General features: G+C 59.9%; 18 protein-coding genes. 12 read left to right on the top strand and 6 right to left on the bottom strand.

Going from position 1 to position 18782, the window contains the following annotated elements:
* The first annotated feature begins 89 nt into the window (after positions 1–89).
* The 11 genes from K0B93_RS06340 to K0B93_RS06290 all read left to right on the top strand — a co-directional run bounded on the left by K0B93_RS06340 (position 90) and on the right by K0B93_RS06290 (position 13102).
* Entirely contained in the window at positions 90–1649 is a 1560-nt protein-coding gene (locus K0B93_RS06340) for an NAD(P)H-hydrate dehydratase (protein WP_219866400.1), read from the top strand.
* Positions 1646–2143, top strand: coding sequence for a tRNA (adenosine(37)-N6)-threonylcarbamoyltransferase complex ATPase subunit type 1 TsaE (tsaE, locus tag K0B93_RS06335; RefSeq protein ID WP_219866399.1), 498 nt, complete (start codon positions 1646–1648; stop codon positions 2141–2143). Before K0B93_RS06340 ends, tsaE begins: the two co-directional genes overlap by 4 nt.
* A 69-nt stretch (positions 2144–2212) precedes the next feature.
* On the top strand, positions 2213–3535 hold the full coding sequence (locus K0B93_RS06330; protein ID WP_219868048.1) for an N-acetylmuramoyl-L-alanine amidase: 1323 nt from the start codon (positions 2213–2215) through the stop codon (positions 3533–3535).
* Positions 3536–3555: 20 nt separating this feature from the next.
* The gene (mutL, locus tag K0B93_RS06325) at positions 3556–5472 is read left to right on the top strand and encodes a DNA mismatch repair endonuclease MutL (RefSeq protein WP_219866398.1); all 1917 of its coding nucleotides are present in this window, start codon (positions 3556–3558) and stop codon (positions 5470–5472) included.
* A 6-nt stretch (positions 5473–5478) separates the two neighbouring features.
* Positions 5479–6522 carry a tRNA (adenosine(37)-N6)-dimethylallyltransferase MiaA gene (gene miaA, locus K0B93_RS06320; protein ID WP_228743320.1) on the top strand — a complete coding sequence of 348 codons (1044 nt, stop codon included), beginning with the start codon at positions 5479–5481 and terminating at the stop codon, positions 6520–6522.
* 33 nt (positions 6523–6555) lie between these two features.
* Positions 6556–6807 carry an RNA chaperone Hfq gene (gene hfq / locus K0B93_RS06315; protein ID WP_218635049.1) on the top strand — a complete coding sequence of 84 codons (252 nt, stop codon included), beginning with the start codon at positions 6556–6558 and terminating at the stop codon, positions 6805–6807.
* Between the two features lie 115 nt (positions 6808–6922).
* Positions 6923–8221, top strand: coding sequence for a ribosome rescue GTPase HflX (hflX, locus tag K0B93_RS06310; RefSeq protein WP_219866397.1), 1299 nt, complete (start codon positions 6923–6925; stop codon positions 8219–8221).
* A 79-nt stretch (positions 8222–8300) separates the two neighbouring features.
* Positions 8301–9485 (top strand): FtsH protease activity modulator HflK, encoded by a 1185-nt coding sequence (gene hflK, locus K0B93_RS06305; RefSeq protein ID WP_219866396.1) that lies wholly within the window; start codon positions 8301–8303, stop codon positions 9483–9485.
* Positions 9486–9487: 2 nt separating this feature from the next.
* A complete protein-coding gene (gene hflC, locus K0B93_RS06300) occupies positions 9488–10363 on the top strand; it encodes a protease modulator HflC (RefSeq protein ID WP_219866395.1) in 876 nt (291 codons plus the stop codon).
* A 178-nt stretch (positions 10364–10541) separates the two neighbouring features.
* Positions 10542–11723: an ATP phosphoribosyltransferase regulatory subunit gene (locus K0B93_RS06295; RefSeq protein WP_219866394.1), complete on the top strand. Its 1182-nt coding sequence runs from the start codon at positions 10542–10544 to the stop codon at positions 11721–11723.
* A gap of 83 nt (positions 11724–11806) precedes the next feature.
* Positions 11807–13102: an adenylosuccinate synthase gene (locus tag K0B93_RS06290; protein ID WP_219866393.1), complete on the top strand. Its 1296-nt coding sequence runs from the start codon at positions 11807–11809 to the stop codon at positions 13100–13102.
* Positions 13103–13156: 54 nt separating this feature from the next.
* Here the strand turns inward: K0B93_RS06290 and cmoB are convergent, their stop codons facing one another.
* The 5 genes from cmoB to K0B93_RS06265 are packed head-to-tail and all read right to left on the bottom strand — an operon-like array spanning position 13157 to position 16766.
* Positions 13157–14149 (bottom strand): tRNA 5-methoxyuridine(34)/uridine 5-oxyacetic acid(34) synthase CmoB, encoded by a 993-nt coding sequence (cmoB, locus tag K0B93_RS06285; protein ID WP_219866392.1) that lies wholly within the window; start codon positions 14147–14149, stop codon positions 13157–13159.
* Positions 14150–14165: 16 nt separating this feature from the next.
* Complete coding sequence (gene cmoA / locus K0B93_RS06280) at positions 14166–14921, bottom strand: carboxy-S-adenosyl-L-methionine synthase CmoA (RefSeq protein ID WP_219866391.1); 756 nt, start codon at positions 14919–14921, stop codon at positions 14166–14168.
* On the bottom strand, positions 14914–15279 hold the full coding sequence (locus tag K0B93_RS06275) for a kinase (protein WP_219866390.1): 366 nt from the start codon (positions 15277–15279) through the stop codon (positions 14914–14916). Before K0B93_RS06275 ends, cmoA begins: the two co-directional genes overlap by 8 nt.
* Positions 15280–15312: 33 nt before the next feature.
* Positions 15313–16329, bottom strand: a complete 1017-nt coding sequence (locus tag K0B93_RS06270) for a serine/threonine protein kinase (RefSeq protein WP_219868046.1) — start codon at positions 16327–16329, stop codon at positions 15313–15315.
* 11 nt (positions 16330–16340) lie between these two features.
* The gene (locus K0B93_RS06265; RefSeq protein WP_228743319.1) at positions 16341–16766 is read right to left on the bottom strand and encodes a hypothetical protein; all 426 of its coding nucleotides are present in this window, start codon (positions 16764–16766) and stop codon (positions 16341–16343) included.
* A 156-nt stretch (positions 16767–16922) separates the two neighbouring features.
* On the opposite strand from K0B93_RS06265, the gene K0B93_RS06260 reads away from it, so the two are divergent.
* Complete coding sequence (locus K0B93_RS06260) at positions 16923–18032, top strand: NAD(P)/FAD-dependent oxidoreductase (RefSeq protein WP_219866389.1); 1110 nt, start codon at positions 16923–16925, stop codon at positions 18030–18032.
* On the opposite strand, the gene K0B93_RS06255 is transcribed toward K0B93_RS06260, so the two are convergent.
* The gene (locus K0B93_RS06255; RefSeq protein WP_228743318.1) at positions 18029–18772 is read right to left on the bottom strand and encodes a ComF family protein; all 744 of its coding nucleotides are present in this window, start codon (positions 18770–18772) and stop codon (positions 18029–18031) included. The genes K0B93_RS06260 and K0B93_RS06255 overlap by 4 nt on opposite strands.
* Positions 18773–18782 lie beyond the last annotated feature (10 nt).

Raw genomic sequence — 18782 nt, 5'->3', positions numbered from 1 at the left:
AAGTTATGACCTTTTTCCCTGTTTTGCTATGCTTTACAGGTATATGGCCATTTTTCTTAAACCGGTTTCTGTAACGGGAGCGAGGGCTCATGCCGCCGTCCGATGTGAGCAGTCTACCAGACGCATTGTTTTCCGCCGATGCCGTGCGGGAGATCGATCGCTATGTGATTGATCAGCAGGGGGTAGACGGTTTCGATCTGATGCAGCGGGCGGCCTATTCGGCGTTCCGTCAGCTGGTCCGGCACTGGCCTGACCAGGGGCCTGTGCTCGTGTTGTGCGGCGCGGGAAATAACGGCGGCGATGGTTACCTGGTGGCGGCCAATGCGGCACGCCACGGAATCGAGGTGCGGTGTATTGCGGTTGCCCCGACCGGAAAGCTGTCCGGTGATGCCCGCAAGGCCTGGCGGAAAGCGTGCAAAGATGGGGTGCCGGTGCTGGAGTTGGGCGACCTGGGTGATTTAGAGCTGGATGAGCTGTTCAGCCAGGCCGGAGTGCTGGTGGATGCGATGCTCGGCACTGGTGTATCCGGGGCACCACGGGAGCCCTTCGCCGGGCTGATCGCCCGCTGCAACAGCGTCGCGGCGCCGGTACTGGCGATTGACCTGCCATCGGGACTCAATGCCACCACGGGGGCGACGGAAGGGGATGCGGTCAAGGCTGATCTGACGGTGACATTCATTGGCCTGAAGGCCGGTTTGTTTACCGGGCAGGGTGCGGCCGCGTGCGGTTCTGTGGTGTTTGAATCGCTCGATACCGGAGATGGTGTCACCCTGAGTGGGCAGCCGCCGCTGGCGCATCGGCTTGACTGGGGAACAACACGATCCTGGCTGCCGGTACGGGCAGTTAACGCGCACAAGGGCCAATTCGGGCACGTGCTGGTGGTGGCGGGTGATCGCGGTTTCGGTGGGGCCGGCTTGATGGCGGCTGAAGCCGCTGCCCGCTCCGGGGCGGGGCTGGTTTCCCTGGCCACGCGCCCGGAACATGTAACGGCGGCATTGGCCCGCTGTCCCTCGGTCATGGTCCACGGTCTGATTCACGGATCCGAGCTGCCGTCACTGCTGGAATCGGCAACGGTCATCGTCTGTGGTCCGGGAATGGGCCAGGGGGCCTGGGGGCAGCAGATGCTGGAGCAGGTCGTCGACAGCGGCAAGCCAAGGGTTCTCGATGCGGATGCGCTCAACCTGCTGTCCTCACGTGTCCCGATACTTGCGGACAATCACATACTGACGCCGCACCCGGGAGAAGCGGCCCGGCTGCTGGACTGCCTGGTGCCCGAGGTGGAAGCGGACCGGATTGCTGCTGCCCGAAGGCTGCAGGAAACCTATGGTGGTACGATTCTTCTGAAAGGGGCCGGAACGGTGATTTCCTCAGAGGGAGAGGTCGTCGATATTGTCAGCGGCAGCAACCCCGGCATGGCGACCGGGGGTATGGGAGATGTGTTGTCGGGCATGATTGGCGCGTTGTATGGCCAGCTCGGTGATGCCCGGCGGGCAGCGGGACTCGCCGCCAGTGTTCACCTGGCCGCCGCAAACGTCGCAACTCAGAGCAAAGGGTTCATGGGTCTGATACCCAGCGACGTTATCGACGCCTTACCGACCGTGTTCAGCCAGGCGGAAGTTGGAATTATGGGGAGCCGGGAGGGCTCATGACTATTTTCGGAAATGAGCGGCGCCTGTTCCTGGAAAACGAATCGGAAACCGAACACCTCGGACGCGAGTTGGCCCGGGTTGTTGTTGCGTCGGGCCAGGGGCTTACCGTGTTTCTGGAAGGTGATCTTGGTATGGGCAAAACCACGCTCAGCCGGGGAGTCATGCGAGGGCTGGGGCACGAGGGTGCCGTCAAAAGCCCGACCTACACACTGGTTGAGCCTTACGAACACTTGCGGCCGATGGCGTATCACTTCGATCTCTACCGAGTGGGTGATCCGGAGGAGCTGGAATACATGGGCATCCGGGATTATTTCACGGGCCAGAGCCTCTGCCTGATTGAGTGGCCCGAGCGAGGTAAGGGATTGTTGCCAGAGGCCGACCTTGAAATACACCTTGAGCGCGAGGGCGAAGGTCGCTCGGCGGTGCTCAGGGCGGGTTCTGAGCAGGGGGCAGCCCTGCTGAACCAGTTGGAATTGATCGGGCCCGACCATTGACGGCACCGGGCTATGTCTCTTTTAGAGCAGGACAGCGGCATGAGTAAGCTTGTATCAATCCTAGACAGAATGGCGGGTCTGACGATGGTTCTGATGTTGTCGGCCTCGCTTGCTACCCAGGCGGGTACCCGCGTGGAGGGCGTGCGTGTCTGGCCGGCTCCGGATCATACCCGTCTGGTGCTCGACACCGCCGGCAAGGTTGCCCACAACGTATTCTCACTGCAGAACCCTGCCCGACTGGTCATTGATTTGAAGAATACGGACCTGAAGGCGGATTTTGACAAGCTGGACCTGTCCGGAAGCCCGATTCGCCGGATCCGGAGTGCGCCCCGTAACGGCACGGATCTCCGTGTGGTCCTGGATCTGAACAGCGACATCAAACCGCGCAGTTTCCAGCTTGAGCCGAATGATCAGTATGGCCATCGCCTCGTGGTTGATCTGATTGATGAGGGTGGTCGCAGGTTGGAGAAAGCTGCCAAACCCACAGTGACCCAGAACGCCAATGGCAAGCGGGATGTGATTGTGGTGATTGACGCCGGCCACGGCGGTGAGGATCCCGGCGCAACAGGCCCCCGGGGCACCCGCGAGAAAGACGTCGTTCTCAAAATGGCGAAGACGCTTGCCAGCCTCATCAACCAGCAACCCGGTTACACGGCGAAGCTGACCCGCACCGGGGACTATTACATCGGCCTCCGCAACCGGACCCTGCTGGCGCGCAAGTACAACGCGGACTTGTTTGTGTCGGTGCACGCCGATGCCTTCCGTACCCCCCAGCCGAAAGGCGCGTCGGTTTTTGCGCTGTCGCAGCGGGGCGCTACCAGTGAGACTGCGCGCTGGCTGGCCCAGAGTGAAAATCGTTCAGACCTGACCGGTGGGGTGTCACTGGATGGTCGGGACGACATGCTGGCAGGGGTGCTGCTCGACCTGTCCATGACCGCAAGCATCAACGCCAGCCTGGGGGTGGGCAGCTCCGTGCTGGGTAAACTGGGCAGCGTCGCCAAGCTGCACAAGTCGGGCGTCGAGCAGGCCTCGTTCGTGGTCCTGAAATCCCCGGATATCCCGTCCATCCTGGTCGAGGCCGGGTTTATCTCCAACCCCCAGGAAGAGAAGAATCTGTCGACAGAGTGGTATCGGAACCGGCTCGCCAACGCAATCATGAAAGGCGTAGACGATTACTTCCAGAAAACACCGCCACCGGGCACCTTACTGGCCTGGCAGAAACAGCAGCAGCGGGGTGGTAGTAGTGTCAGTCATTATCGGATACAGCGCGGAGACACGCTCTCCGGGGTCGCCAGGAGGAACCAGACCACCGTCAGTGAGCTGATGCAGTTTAACGGCCTGAGGGATGACCGTGTTATGGTAGGGCAAACCATTCGTATTCCCGCATCCTGATCAAGAGGTTTTCCCGAAACATGCCCCACATTCAATTGCTCTCGCCACGGCTCGCGAACCAGATCGCCGCCGGCGAGGTGGTGGAGCGTCCTGCGTCTGTCGTTAAGGAACTGGTTGAAAATGCCCTGGACGCAGGTGCCGGCCGGGTCGATGTGGAAGTCGAACAGGGCGGCGCAAAGCTTATCCGGGTCAGGGACGACGGCAGCGGTATCGAAGAGCAGGACCTGCCACTGGCGCTCAGTCGCCATGCCACCAGCAAGATTGCCAGTCTCGACGATCTGGAAGCGGTGGCCTCGCTGGGTTTCCGTGGCGAGGCGCTGGCCAGTATCAGCTCTGTTTCCCGCCTGACGCTGACGTCGCGGACGGCGGCCCAGGAGGCGGCTTCGCGCGTGGAAGTGGAGGGCCGTGACATGGATGCCCGCATTTCACCGGCAGCGCATCCGGTTGGTACAACCGTCGAAGTGCGTGACCTGTTCTTCAATACTCCCGCCCGCCGCAAGTTCCTGCGCACGGAAAAAACTGAATTCAATCATGTGGACGAGTGTGTCCGGCGCCAGGCGCTGAGCCGCTTCGACGCCGGATTCACCTTGCGTCACAATCAGAGAGTCGTACAGAGTCTGCGTCCGGCAGAGTCCCCTGTGGATAAGGAGCGCCGAATTGGCGCCCTGTGTGGTCAGCAGTTCATCGACAATGCTGTGTTGATTGATGCCGAGGCAACCGGCTTGCGGTTGTGGGGTTGGGTGGCGTTGCCGACCTTTTCCCGGAGTCAGGCGGACCTGCAGTATTTCTTTGTGAATGGCCGGGTCATCCGCGATCGCCTGGTGGCTCATGCGGTGCGTCAGGCCTATCGGGACGTGCTCTACAACAATCGTCACCCGGCTTTTGTCCTGTACCTCGAGGTCGACCCGGCCACCGTCGACGTGAACGTGCACCCCACGAAGCATGAAGTCCGGTTCCGGGATGGTCGGCTGGTCCACGATTTCATATTCCGCACGCTGCACAAGGCGCTGGCCGATGTGCGCCCGGACGACCACCTGCGTGGTGCGGTTGCTCAATCATTCGGGCGCGAAAATGCGGCTATGCAGCAACCCTCCGTGGCCGGTCCGGGAACGGCTGCCGGAGCGTGGTCCGGGCAGCCTGCAGGTCTGGACTCCGGCCAACCGCCGACGCATACGAATGCCTTCGGGGGCCAGTACTCGGGGCAGTCCCAGCCGCAGCAGGAGTGGCATGCCAGTGACCAGATGGCGTTCTATAACTCGTTGAATGCCGGTGGTGGCGTCGATAATGGCTCGCGGCAGGCGTCAGCTGGTATGGCAGAGGCAATACCTACGCCTCCGACAGACGGCGACGAGGAGCCGCCGTTGGGGTACGCCATTGCCCAGCTCCACGGCATCTATATTCTCGCCCAGGGGCGGGCCGGCTTGATCGTGGTGGACATGCATGCGGCACACGAGCGCATCACCTACGAGCGGATGAAGCGGGCATTGGCGGAGCAGGATCTCAAGAGTCAGCCTCTGTTGGTGCCTCTGTCGGTGGCCGTAAGCCAGAAGGAAGCGGCGCTGGCGGAGTCCCACGGCGAGGATTTGCAGCAGCTCGGGTTGCAGGTTGAGCGGATCGGGCCCGAGACGCTGGCGGTCAGGCAGGTGCCGGCTCTGCTACGCGGCGCGGATGCCGAACAGCTGATCCGGGACGTTCTGGCCGATCTCATTGAACATGGTCAAAGCGACCGGGTCGAGGCGGTCACTCACGAGCTTCTGGGAACCATGGCATGCCATGGCTCGGTGCGGGCCAACCGCCAGCTGACCATTCCGGAAATGAACTCCCTTTTGCGGGACATGGAAGCCACCGAGCGCAGCGGTCAATGCAACCATGGCCGTCCAACCTGGACGCTGGTGACGCTGTCGGAGCTGGACAAACTGTTCCTGAGAGGGCGCTGATTGATCATGACAGCGCAGAGGAACGAGGCAGAGCAGCGGCCGCCCGCCATTTTTTTGATGGGGCCGACGGCGTCGGGAAAGACGGACCTGGCGATCGAGCTGTGCGAGCGCCTGCCCTGCGACATCATCAGTGTCGATTCCGCCATGATATACCGGGGCATGGACATTGGTACTGCCAAACCATCCGCCGAAGAGCTGGCGCGGGCACCGCACCGGCTGATCGATATTTGTGACCCGGCTGAATCCTACTCTGCGGCGGATTTCCGGCGGGATGCCCTGACAGAAATGGAAAGGATCACCAAAGCGGGACGCATTCCATTGCTGGTGGGCGGCACCATGATGTACTTCAAGGCCTTGCTGCATGGGATGTCCGGATTGCCGGGTGCGAACCCGGAACTGCGTCGGGTCCTGGAACAGGAGGCAAGCCGGAAAGGCTGGTCGGCACTGCATCAGGAGCTTGAGGCAAAGGACGCCGTTGCCGCGCGGCTGATCCATCCCAACAACCGCCAGCGTTTATTGCGGGCATTGGAGGTCATTCGCCTGACGGGCAAGCCCATTTCGTCATTCTGGCAGGCCGAGGGCGCCAGTCTGCCCCAAAATCAAGGGGATGGTGTCGAGGATTACACCTATTTCACCCAATGGCAGGCAGACGAAGTCACTTCGCTTCCGTATACTGTGACGCAGCTCGCCATGGCGCCTGAGGAGCGGCGAGTGCTTCACGAGAGAATCCATCTGCGTTTTATGAACATGTTGGATGCAGGGTTTCTTGATGAAGTGCGGGCGCTGATGGTCAGAGGCGATTTGCACCCTGATCTCCCTTCCATGCGTTGTGTCGGTTATCGTCAGGCCTGGGGTTACCTGGCCGGTGATTATGACTATGACACATTTGTAAGCAAGGGCGTTTCTGCCACGCGTCAGTTGGCGAAGCGGCAGTTAACCTGGCTGCGCAAGTGGTCCAGTGTGCACTGGCTGGATAGCGGGGACGAAGATATCTCTCAGGCAGCCTTGAAAAAAATCGGACTTCGCACCACATTTAACTCTGAAAAATGACGATCTGCATTTACTAAAAACAGGAGAACACACATGTCAAAAGGGCACTCGTTACAAGACCCTTACCTCAATGCTTTGCGCAAGGAACGCATTCCGGTTTCCATCTTTCTGGTCAATGGTATCAAGCTTCAGGGCCAGATCGAGTCTTTCGACCAATTCGTGATTTTGCTGAAAAATACTGTCAGCCAGATGGTCTACAAGCACGCTATTTCCACCGTGGTACCTGCCCGCAATGTTCGCATTCCGCCGCAGGCCCCGGGAGGAGAGGGTGAGTCTGAAGACTGATTTACCCGGCTCGCCGGTACTGTCACCCGCGTCCCTGAAGAGCGTCACCGCTCGGAAGGGCGCGGGTGTTTGTTTTTATGGTTTAACAGTTTGACTGTTTCGGAGCTGAAAACACTTGTTTGAACGTCCAGATGTCGGTGAACGGGCTATCCTGGTCCACATCGATTTCACCTCCCAGCAAGAGACCGAAGATCCCGAAGAATTTCGGGAGCTGGTAACATCAGCAGGCGTTGAGCCTGTGGCTGAAGTCAATGGCTCTCGTAAGCAGCCCAGTCCCCGGCTGTTCGTGGGTGAGGGCAAGCTGGAAGAAATTCGTGACGCCATCAGCGCGAACGAGGCAGATGTGGTCTTGTTCAACCACGCCCTGAGCCCGAGCCAGGAGCGCAATATCGAGCGGGACCTGAAATGTCGTGTGCTGGATCGGACCGGCGTGATTCTCGATATTTTTGCCCAGCGCGCACGAACCCACGAAGGTAAGCTGCAGGTCGAGCTCGCCCAGCTTGAGCATATGTCGACGCGTCTGGTTCGGGGCTGGACCCACCTGGAGCGTCAGAAAGGGGGTATCGGTCTGCGGGGGCCCGGTGAGACCCAGCTCGAGACAGACCGTCGACTGTTGCGCGAGCGCATCAAGTCCATCCACAAGCGCCTGGAAAAGGTTCGTCGCCAGCGCAATCAGGGGCGGCGGGCGAGAAAGCGTGCTGACATCCCGACAGTTTCGTTGGTTGGTTATACCAACGCCGGCAAGTCGACCTTGTTCAACCGAATTACCACTTCCAGCGTATATGCAGCAGATCAGTTGTTTGCGACGCTCGATCCGACGCTGCGCCGGTTGGAACTTCCGGATATCGGCCCGGTCGTAGTGGCCGACACCGTCGGGTTCATTCGTCATCTCCCCCACAAGTTGGTGGAGGCGTTCCGGGCAACGCTGGAAGAAACAACGCAAGCGTCTCTGCTATTGCACATCATCGACTGCCATGACAGCCGCCGGGATGAGAATATCGAGCAGGTTGAAGAGGTGTTGGCGGGGATAGGTGCGGATGAGATTCCCGCGCTTCAGGTATTTAACAAGATTGATTTACTTGATAATTTCACCCCTCGCGTCGAGCGCAATGAAGATGGAATTCCGGTGCGAGCCTGGGTGTCTGCGGTCACGGGTGAAGGCCTGGACGGGCTGTTTGATGCCATAGTGGAACGCCTTGCCGAGGACGTTGTTCACTATTACGTGCTGCTCGGACCGGCTGATGGCAAACTGCGGGCCTTGCTCCACGAAGCGAATTCGGTGTTGAGCGAACAGCACCGGGAAAGTGGTGACGCCGTCGTTGAGGTACGATTGCAGTACCGGGACTGGCGTCAGTTACTGAGCCGTGCCGGAATGAACGAAAATTCGGTCCGTCTCGACGATGGCCCAGCCTGATATTTGGCAGGCTATTGCCGGGACGCTGATAAATCCCTAGTATTTGCAGCCATTCTATAAGTCAGGAACGGAGAGCACTATGGCCTGGAACGAACCGGGTGGAAATCGCAACGACAATGACCCCTGGGGTACCGGCGGTCGTCGCGGCGATGATCAGGGGCCGCCAGACCTCGACGAGGCGCTCAAGAAAGGTCTCGATAAACTGAACAAAATGCTGGGCGGAAAAGGCGGTAAGTCCGGCGGCAGTGGCAGCGGCACCGGTGGTGGCGCGGGGGGCTTTGGGGCCATTCTCGCGTTGGCCGCTATTCTGGTGGCCGGCTATGTGGTCTTCCAGTCTTTCTACACCGTTGACGAGCAGGAACGCGCGGTTGTTCTGCGTTTTGGCGAGTACAACCGGACTGAAAACCCCGGCTTGCGTTTCAAGGTGCCTCTGATCGATGACGTAACCAAGGTGCGGGTGACCAGTGTTCGTACTGCTGAATCCAGCGGTCAGATGCTGACCCAGGATGAAAACCTCGTGACCGTCGATCTGCAGGTTCAGTACCGGGTCGGCGATGCACAGGCCTACGTACTGAACGTTCGCGACTCGAATCAGGCACTGGCTTTTGCCACCGACAGCGCCCTGCGTCACGAAGTGGGCAGTTCGTCTTTGGATGACGTTTTGACCGAAGGCCGGGCTGAGCTGTCCGTCCGGGTCGAACAGCGTCTGCAGCGGTTCCTGGTCGAGTATGGTACCGGTCTGGAGATCGTGCGTGTGAACGTTGAGAGTACTCAGCCACCACCGGCCGTTCAGGATGCTTTCCGCGAAGTTCAGCGCGCACGGGAAGATGAGCAGCGCGTCAAGGAAGAAGCCGAAACCTACCGGAATAAGGTGGTTCCCGAAGCTCGAGGCCAGGCCCAGCGCATGATTGAGGAAGCTAACGCCTACAAACAGGAAGTCATCGAGCGGGCCCGAGGCGAAACCGCGCGCTTCCTCGAGTTGTTGGCGGTTTATCAGAATTCACCGACGGTTACCCGTGACCGCATGTACCTGCAGACCCTGGAAACGGTGCTGTCCAGCAGCAGCAAGATCCTTGTGGATACCGAAAGCAGTGGCAACATGATGTATCTGCCGTTGGATCGCCTGACCCAAGGGAGGCTCCCGCGCAGCGGTGGTCAGTCTTCGGACGGCAGCGGCGACCAGATGGATATTCAGTCCCTGACCGATCAGGTCATCAAGGAGCTGCGTTCCAGGCAGGACACTAATGTACGGAGGAGCAGATAATCATGGGACCTAAAGGTGTAGTGGGTCTTGCAGGCGCCCTCATTGTTGTCCTGCTCGTGCTGTCCAGCGTGTACATCATCCCGGAAACGCACCGGGGCGTTATGTTGCGCTTTGGTGAGTTGGTGGAAACCGACATTCAGGCCGGGATCCATTTCAAAGTGCCGGTCATTGATCAGGTCCGGGAATTCGATATCCGGGTGCTGACCATGGATCTTCCGTCCCGCCAGTACCTGACGGTCGAGAAGAAGCCGCTGGATGTGGATTCCTACATTGCCTGGAAAATCCGTGACGTTGACCAGTTCTATCGTGCCACCGGCGGCGACGAATACCGGGCACAGTCTCTGCTGCTGTCCCGGGTCGACAATGGCCTGCGTGACGAGTTTGGTATTCGTACCATGCACGAAGTGGTATCCGGGCAGCGCGATGAGCTGATGCACTCACTGCGTGACCGGGTGAACGAGACCTCCCTCAAAGAATTTGGCATTGAGGTGCTGGATGTTCGGGTGAAAGCGATCGAGTTTCCCGGTCAGGTCAGTGAGAACGTATACCGCCGTATGGCGACCGAGCGAGAGAAGCTGGCCCAGGAATTCCGCTCTCGGGGCCGTGAGTTGGCAGAAGGCATCCGTGCGGATGCCGATCGTCAGCGCACCGTAATCCTGGCTGAAGCGTTCGCAGAGTCTGAGGAGACCCGCGGTGAAGGCGATGGCCAGGCGGCTACGATCTATGCAGATGCCTATGGCTCAAATGCCGAGTTCTACAGCTTTTATCGCAGTCTGCAGGCGTATCGGAATACCTTCTCCAGCAAGGACGATATCATGGTCATTGACTCCGACAGTGACTTCATGAAATTCCTGAAGGATCCTCAGGGCGGTCGCTGAAGCTCCGCCTCCCGGATCGAAAAACCGGAATACCTCGGTATTCCGGTTTTTTTGTGCCGACCAACCGTGTAAAATTCCGACGGTTTTGTTTCCGGTTTTTGCCGCGGAATTCGCCATAAATCCTGTGTAAACCCCACGGCGCTCTCGCCGAAGCGGGCCTGACGGACAACGTAATCTCATGACAGTATCTGATCGCTGGTTACTGCCGGACGGGGTAGAGGACATTCTGCCGCCCCTGGCCGGACGGATCGAATCCCTGCGCCGGGATGTAATGGATACCTGCCAACGCTGGGGCTACCAGCTTGTAATCCCACCGCTGATTGAATATCTCGAGTCACTTTTCACCGGTACCGGGCACGATCTGGAGCTGCAGACCTTCAAGCTCACGGATCAGCTGACTGGCCGCATGATGGGGGTCCGGGCCGACATGACACCCCAGGCCGCCCGTATCGATGCGCATACGATGGGGCAGGAAGGCATTACCCGCCTTTGTTACGCCGGTCATGTCCTGCATACACGGCCCCGGCACATGCTGACTGGCAGGACGCCGATTCAGGCAGGGTGTGAGCTGTTCGGCAGCGAATCCGAAGCCGCCGATATGGAAGTGATCAGCCTGATGCTGGAGACTTTGCGAGTGTCCGGTCTGCCCCGTATTCATCTCGATCTGGCGCATGTTTCGATTTACCAGAGCCTTATCGGTGACGCCGACTTCAATCGCGACACTGAAGCGGCCATCTTCGATGCCATGGCCCGCAAATCGGTGCCGGAGCTGGACGAGCTGCTGGGGCATTGTCCGTCCGGATCTGCGGGCGCGCGGTTGCGCGAGCTGGCGCGAGTCAGTGGCGGTACGGAAGCGCTGATCGAAGCACGGCGGATTCTGGCGGGCGCCTCGCCAGAACTTGACGCGGCCCTGGAAAAACTCGGTCGCGTCTGTGACATGCTGGCGCGGGATTATCCGGAAGTAAGCGTGGGCTTCGATTTCTGTGAGCTGCGTGGGTATAACTACCACACCGGTCTGGTATTTGCCGCTTATGTACCCGGCCACGGGGATTCGGTGGCCAAGGGTGGTCGCTATGACGCCATCGGCAGTGATTTCGGCCGCGCTCGCCCGGCGACCGGGTTCAGTCTGGACATCCGCGCCCTGGTTTCTTTGGGAGAGCGGGTTCAGAAGCGGGTCGGCGCAATCTGGGCTCCGGCCGATGAAGATCCGGCGCTTGAAAGCGCTATTTCCGGTTTGAGATTGACCGAGACAGTTATTCGCGCGCTCCCGGACGATGCCGGAGCCGATCCGGCCGCCAAAGGCTGCGACCGGAAACTGGTTAAACGGGGCGGCCAGTGGGTCGTTGAGAAACTGGGCTGAGGCCTGTCGGGCGTCGGTGAACTCATTTACAGGTAAACTTGCGAACCGTCTGTCCTCTGGGACAGCCGCATTGAGAGAGAATCATGGGTAAAAACGTTGTTGTGCTGGGCACCCAGTGGGGTGATGAAGGCAAGGGTAAAATTGTTGACCTGCTGACTGATAAGGTCGCAGCCGTGGTCCGTTTTCAGGGCGGTCACAATGCCGGCCACACACTGGTGATTGATGGCAAGAAAACCGCGCTGCACCTGATTCCGTCCGGCATCCTGCGCCAGCACGTCTATTGCCTGATCGGTAATGGCGTTGTGCTGTCCCCGGAAGCGCTGCTGAAGGAAGTGCGTGAACTTGAAGCCAACGGGGTTGCCGTCCGCGACCGTCTGCGGATCAGCCTGGCCTGTCCAATCATCCTGCGCACGCACGTCCGTATCGATCAGGCCCGTGAGCGTGCCCGTGGCAATGACAAGATCGGAACCACTGGGCGCGGTATTGGTCCTGCATACGAGGACAAGGTTTCCCGCCGCGGGGTGCGTCTGGGCGACCTCTGCAATCCTGGCGATTTTGAGGCCAAGCTGCGGGAAATAATGTCCTACCACAACTTTGTCTTGACCGAGTACTTCAAGGAAGAGGCGGAAGATATCGACGCGGCTCTGGAAGAGCTCAAGCAGATGGCCGAGGAAATCCTGCCGATGGCGGCGGACGTGACCGACATGCTGCACGATTTCCGGAAGCGTGGCGAACACATCCTGTTCGAGGGGGCCCAAGGTTCCCTGCTGGATATTGATCTGGGCACCTATCCGTACGTCACTTCCTCAAATACCACGGCGGGCGGTACCGCTACGGGTTCCGGTTTCGGTCCCCTGTTTCTGGACTACGTCCTGGGTATCACCAAGGCCTACACGACCCGTGTCGGCTCCGGTCCTTTCCCGACCGAGCTGTTTGATGACATGGGCCAACACCTGGCGGTGAAGGGCAATGAAATCGGTACCACCACCGGTCGCTCGCGCCGTTGTGGCTGGTTTGATGCCGTGGCCCTGCGCCACGCAATCCAGATCAACAGTGTTTCCGGCATCTGTCTGACCAAGCTTGATGTTCTGGACGGACTGGAGACTGTGAAGGTGTGTGTGGGTTACAAGACACCGAATGGCGAGATCTTCCGCCCGCCCATCGGGTGCGACAGCTACAAGGACATCGAGCCGGTTTACGCCGAGCTTCCGGGTTGGAGCGATAGCACCGTGGGGCTGACCAGTGTCGAGCAGTTGCCTGAGAATGCCAAGGCCTACATCCGGTTCCTTGAGGAGCAGATTGAGGCACCGATCGATATCATCTCGACGGGGCCGGATCGGATCGAGACGATCACCCTGCGCCACCCGTTCGGTGAGTAATTGATAGAGCAGAATAGCCGCCCTGTGGGAAACTTCAGGGCGGTTTTTTTGTGCCTAGGGTTTCTCGGCGATGATGGTTGCCCGTTTGGGGCCCGGGTAGCCTTCGATTGTCCTGGACGGATCGGCCGGGTCCAGGAAGTCCTGAAGTGAATTGAAGCGCATCCACTCGGTACTGCGTTGCTCATCGGTGGTGGTTTCAGTGACGTCCACGATCCGGGCGTTGCGGAAGCCCGTGCGGTCCAGCCACCGCAGCAGGGTATCGCAGCTGGGTAGGAACCAGACGTTACGCATCTTCCCATACCGGTCCTCCGGCATCAGCGTGAAGCCTTCCGGGCCGTCCACGACCAGCGTTTCCAGCACCAGTTCACCGCCGCGCCGGAGTGTGCCCTTGAGTTCGAGCAGATGATCCAGGGGGGAGCGGCGATGGTAAAGCACGCCCATCGAGAAGGTGGTATCGAAGGCCTGCAGGTTGTCTGGCAAGTCCTCCATCCGCACCGGCAACAGGTCCACCGGCACATCACCTTGATAGCGTTTCACGCTGAGGAACTGAAACAGAAAGAGCAGACCCGGATCAATGCCGATAACGCGTTCTGCGCCCTCGCCGAGCATGCGCCAGCAGTGGTAGCCGGAGCCGCAACCGACGTCCAGAATGCGTCGGCCAGACAACTCAGACAGGTACGGCCGTACCCGGTCCCACTTCCAGTCAGATCGCCACTCGGTGTCAATGTAGGTTCCGAAGAAGTCGAAGGGCCCCTTACGCCAGGGCATCAGCCCACGGAGGGCGTTCTCCAGCCGTGTCTTCTGAAGGGCGGTCAGGCCATCCGGGGTACTCAGGGTGATGGCCGGGCGCTCAAGGTCTGTTTCAACCCCGCTAAGCTCAGGCAGTTCGTTCAGTGCCGCCAGCCAGCGGTCCAGGTCACCGTGCGGGGCGTCGTCAAAACGATGGGTAAGTTGACTGCGAAGGCGGTCGGCCCAGCGGGCCTGCCCGCTCTGCGCAAGCTCGGCGAGCAGTGGTTCAAAGTGTTTTTTCCAGTCGAAAGTTGCCATGATTCTCTGAATGTATTCAGCGGGCCTTGATTGCCAGCATGGAGACAAAATTGAAGCACTGGTACCAGACCAGAACCTGATCAAATCCCCCGGCCAGCAACCGTTCCTTGTGGTCGGCCAGGGTTTCGGGAATCAGTACCTGTTCGATGGCGGAGCGCTTTTGGCTGATTTCCAGGTCCGAGTAGCCGTTGGCCCGCTTGAACTCATGGTGCAGCCGGGTCTGGATATCCTGTTCCTCGTCGGACTCAAAACGGATTTTCTCAGATAGGATCAGCACCCCGCCCGGACGCGTGGCCTCGGCGATACGGGTGAGCAGGTCGGTTCGACGATCGGGCGGAACAAACTGGAGAGTGAAGTTCAGCGTGGTTACCGAGGCATCGCTGAGTTCGGTCTCAAGGATGTCCTCGCAGCGCAGGGTCACTGGCAGTGAGCTGTCATCCAGCGCGATGTAATGTTCGCAGCGCTCGATCATGGCGCTGGAGTTGTCGACTCCCACGAGTGCGCAGTCCGGGTGTGAAATGCCATGCCGCATCGCCAGAGTGGACGCGCCCAGGGAGCAGCCCAGGTCGTAGCAATGGGAGTCTGCCTGCGCGTATTGCTCGGTGATCACTTCGATCATGGGAATGATGGTGGTATACCCGGGGACCGAGCGGCGGATCATGTCCGGAAACACCCGCGCCACTGAAGCATCGAAGCGGAAATCCTCGGGTCGACGCTCGGTGGCGAAGAGCCGGTCTGTGATCTGCTCTGGCGGCTGCCCTGACTTAGCCATTGCTATCGACCTCCTCCGTATCGGGCACGGCGGGAGCGGTCGGCGCCGGTCGGCTGCAACGGACCCCGCGGTTTTTGTAGTCTACCAGGATGCCGCGAAACGAGGGGTCCGCGTCCGCCGCGATAGCCAGGAATCCGTTTTCACAGGCAGCGTGCAATTCGGAGGCTTTCGGTGACATCCGGAAGGGCTCTTCCGGGGTCACGTGAATGGCCTGGAAGTCACCGACAGGTACGTGGTCCTTGTTGTCCGAATGGTCAATCTTGCCGCTGGTTTCAAGCACCATGACTGTGGCGATCGCCGTGACAATGGCGGTGACAATCAGACTGCGTACGGTGAAACGGGCCTCATTCTGGCTCATGTCTACCTCATTTGGATGTGGTCGATGGGTTGATCAGTATTGCCCGGGAAGGGAGATCGAGGGTGCCTGCAGGGCGGCCAGCTGTTCTCTCAGAGACAGAATCTGATCGGACCAGAATCGTGGCTGGCCAAACCACGGAAAGAACCGGGGGAAGGCCGGGTCGTCCCAGCGTTTGGCCAGCCACGCACAGTGGGCAATCTGGCGGTAACAGCGCAGGGGTTCGATCAGGTGGCGTTCCCGGCGATTGAAGTCCCGGAACATCTCATAGCCCTCAAGCAGTTCGCCCAGTTGGGCTCCGCGCTCGGAATCCTCGCCATTGAGCAGTAGCCACATGTCCTGGACCGCAGGTCCCGTGCGGCAGTCGTCGAGGTCCACGAACAACATCTGTTCGTCCCGGCAGAGTATGTTGCCGGCATGACAGTCGCCGTGGAGTCTCAGGGTGGCGACCGGGCCGGCCTCGTCAATCCGGGCGCCGCAGGCCTGGATCAGGTCCGGAATCAGGCTGTCCCATGCAGGGCGAAGATCATCCGGAACCCAGTCGCCTTCGACCAGCAGCCGGTTTTTCCTTTCGATGCCGTCCAGAAGCGAGATGCCCGGCCTGTGCCTGAACGGCTTGCTTGCACCGATGTTATGCATCTGTCCGAGCCACTGGCCCAGCCGGTACAGGGTATCTGTTACGCTGACATCCGGCGCCTGACCGCCGCGCTGGGCAAACACCGCGAACAGGAAGTCGCCGTGTCGTCCGAGCGTATCGCCCGAGGGCATGGCCAATGGCGCAACCACGGGGATGTCGGCATTAACGAGTTCCAGCGTGAATTCATGCTCCTCACGGATCTCAGCTTCACTCCAGCGGCCGGGGCGGTAGAATTTGGCGATCACCGGTGCGCCTTCGTCCAGCCCGATCTGGTACACCCGGTTTTCATAACTGTTGAGGGAAAATAGCCGTCCACTGACCGCGAAGCCGGCCTCTTCCATGGCGTCCAGAATGATGTCGGGAGTCAGTGAGTCGTACGGATGGGGCGATGTGGCCAGTGGAGAGTCATGGGTCATATTGAAAGTGGTCAAAGCCCTGTGTCGTAGTTGGATTTCATTGCCTGGAGATGGTACCAGTTTTCGTCAAGTTCCCAGCGAATCCGGTCGATTCCAGACGCCCCCAGCACGATATCACCGGACCTTGCCTGGATATGGGCGAGTTCCCGTTCAGCCTTTTGCCACGAGCGATGACCGTCGCTCAGGTTGCGCATGTTTGGAAAAACCGTGCCCAGAGCTTCCTGTGTCGACGTTGTATGGGAGCGCAGCGAACTCATGATGGCTGTGCTGCCTTCCACACGCAGAACCCTGTGCTGATAGGGATAGCTGGCGACCTTTTCATCGGCTTTCAGGCGGTCGTTCAGACTGATAATTTCGAATCCGCGCCAGCCAAGCCAGCCAACAAACAGGGCGGCAACCACCATTACCAACGCAAACTGCTTCCTGTCAGACATCATCACCGGGCTCCATCCGCTGCGTCCAGAGCGTCAGTATAACCTGTATGGTGGTCCGCGTAATCAACGCGGAGGCCTCACGGCCGGGGATTTTCCGGAACAATTGCCCGATCGGTTATGCTTCGTTAAATCCAAAGCTGAATTCTGGAGAAACGTCGGGTGTCGCAGGAGTCCCTGGAAATACAAACGGTCGTCATCGGGGCCGGAGTGGTTGGTCTGGCCGTTGCCCGGTCGCTGGCACTGGCAGGGCATGAGGTCCTGGTTCTTGAAGCAGGTGACCGGTTTGGTGGCGGCATTTCGTCCCGCAACAGCGAGGTGATCCATGCCGGTATCTATTACCCGGAAGGCAGCTTAAAGGCCCGCCTGTGCGTGGAAGGACGCCAGCAGCTCTACCGGTACTGCGAGGAACACAAAATTGGGTATCGAAAGTGCGGGAAGTGGATCGTGGCGACATCGGATCGCCAGGCGGAAAGCCTGGATCTGATCCGGCATCGGGCCTCGCTTAATGGGGTAGCCCTGAACCTGGTGTCGGGAGCCGCGCTGGTTAGGAAGCTGCCAGACCTCACCGCATCTGCGGGACTCTGGTCTCCGGAAACCGGCATCGTCGACAGCCACGCTTTGATGCTGTCCCTGCTGGGGGCGTTTGAAGATGCCGGCGGCCGGCTGGTGTTGAGAGCCCCGGTGACGGCAGTGGAAACGTCAGGGCCTCGTCACCGCCTGCGCATTGGTGGCGACCTGCCTTTGGTTCTGGAAGCCCGCAATGTCGTCAACGCTGCCGGCCTGGGCGCTGCCGATCTGGCACGGGCATGGCTCGGGTTGCCGGCTTCCCAGAAGCCACGTCAGTGGCTGGCCCGGGGCGTTTACTTCAGTTACAGCGGTCGCCACCCCTTCGATAACCTGATTTACCCTGTTCCCGAACCCGGAGGTCTGGGGGTGCACCTCACGCTGGATCTTGCCGGACAGGCACGATTCGGCCCCGATGTGGAATGGATTGAAAACGAGGATTATTCGGTCGATCCCGCTCGAGCCCGTCATTTCATAAGTAGCATCCGGAGCTGGTGGCCGGGCCTTGACGAGAGCCGGCTTCAGCCAGCGTACGCGGGCATTCGGCCAAAGCTGGCGGGGCCCGATGGCGGGGTTTGCGATTTCCGCATCGAGGGTCCGGAGGATCACGGGATCGATGGTGTCGTGAACCTGTTTGGCATTGAGTCTCCCGGGCTGACCTCCTGTCTCGCCATTGCCGATCGGGTGAAAGCGAAGCTGGTCTAGGCGGGCGTTCGCGCCAGGGCCCAGACCTGTATGTCCCTGGCTCCGTGTTCCCGCAGCAGTGATGCCAGTGTGCGTACAGTCGCACCGGTGGTTACAACGTCGTCTACGATGGCAATGTGCTCCGGTACCGGGCCACGGATCTCGAAAACCCCTCTAAGATTGTCCAGTCGTTCGTGGCGGTTCAGTTCCCGCTGGGCCCTGACGTTCTGTTTTCGTCGCACCAGGCCGGCGGCGACAGGGATGTCGAGTTGCCTGCCTATCTGTTCAGCGATTTCCTGGGCCTGATTGAAGCCGCGCTTGCGGCGCCGTTGCCGGTACATGGGGGTTGGAATCAGCGCCTCGGGTTTGAGGTCGGGATTCTGCTTGAGCTGCTCGACAAGGTATCGCCCGAGGCCGGCAATCAGGGGGCGGGCGAACTGGCGCTGGCTGTTGTACTTGAAACGCCCAATCATCTTGTCGACCGGAAACTGGTATCGCCATGGAGTCAGTGAGCGCCTGAAGGGCGGGGGAGAGGAAACGCAGTCTCCGCAGGTAGCGACGCGGGCGGAGTGTGGAAGGGGCAGGGCGCAGGTCCGGCATTGCCACTGGTTGGCCGGCAGGTCATCGTGGCAGGCCATGCATAAGCCATTGAAAGCATTGCCCGAAAGGCATGCTACGCACAATCCGGCTGTCATTTCGCTGTTAACCTTTAGTTCCATTAAGGTTGACAGCCAGTTCAGGCCCTTTATCATCTGTTTCATCCGTAAACCC

It is taken from the genome of Marinobacter sp. F4218, from assembly GCF_019443085.1.
GTDB classification, from domain to species: Bacteria; Pseudomonadota; Gammaproteobacteria; order Pseudomonadales; family Oleiphilaceae; genus Marinobacter; species Marinobacter albus.
Note: the sequence above shows the minus strand (reverse complement) of the source record. Positions and strands in the feature narration are given on the sequence as shown.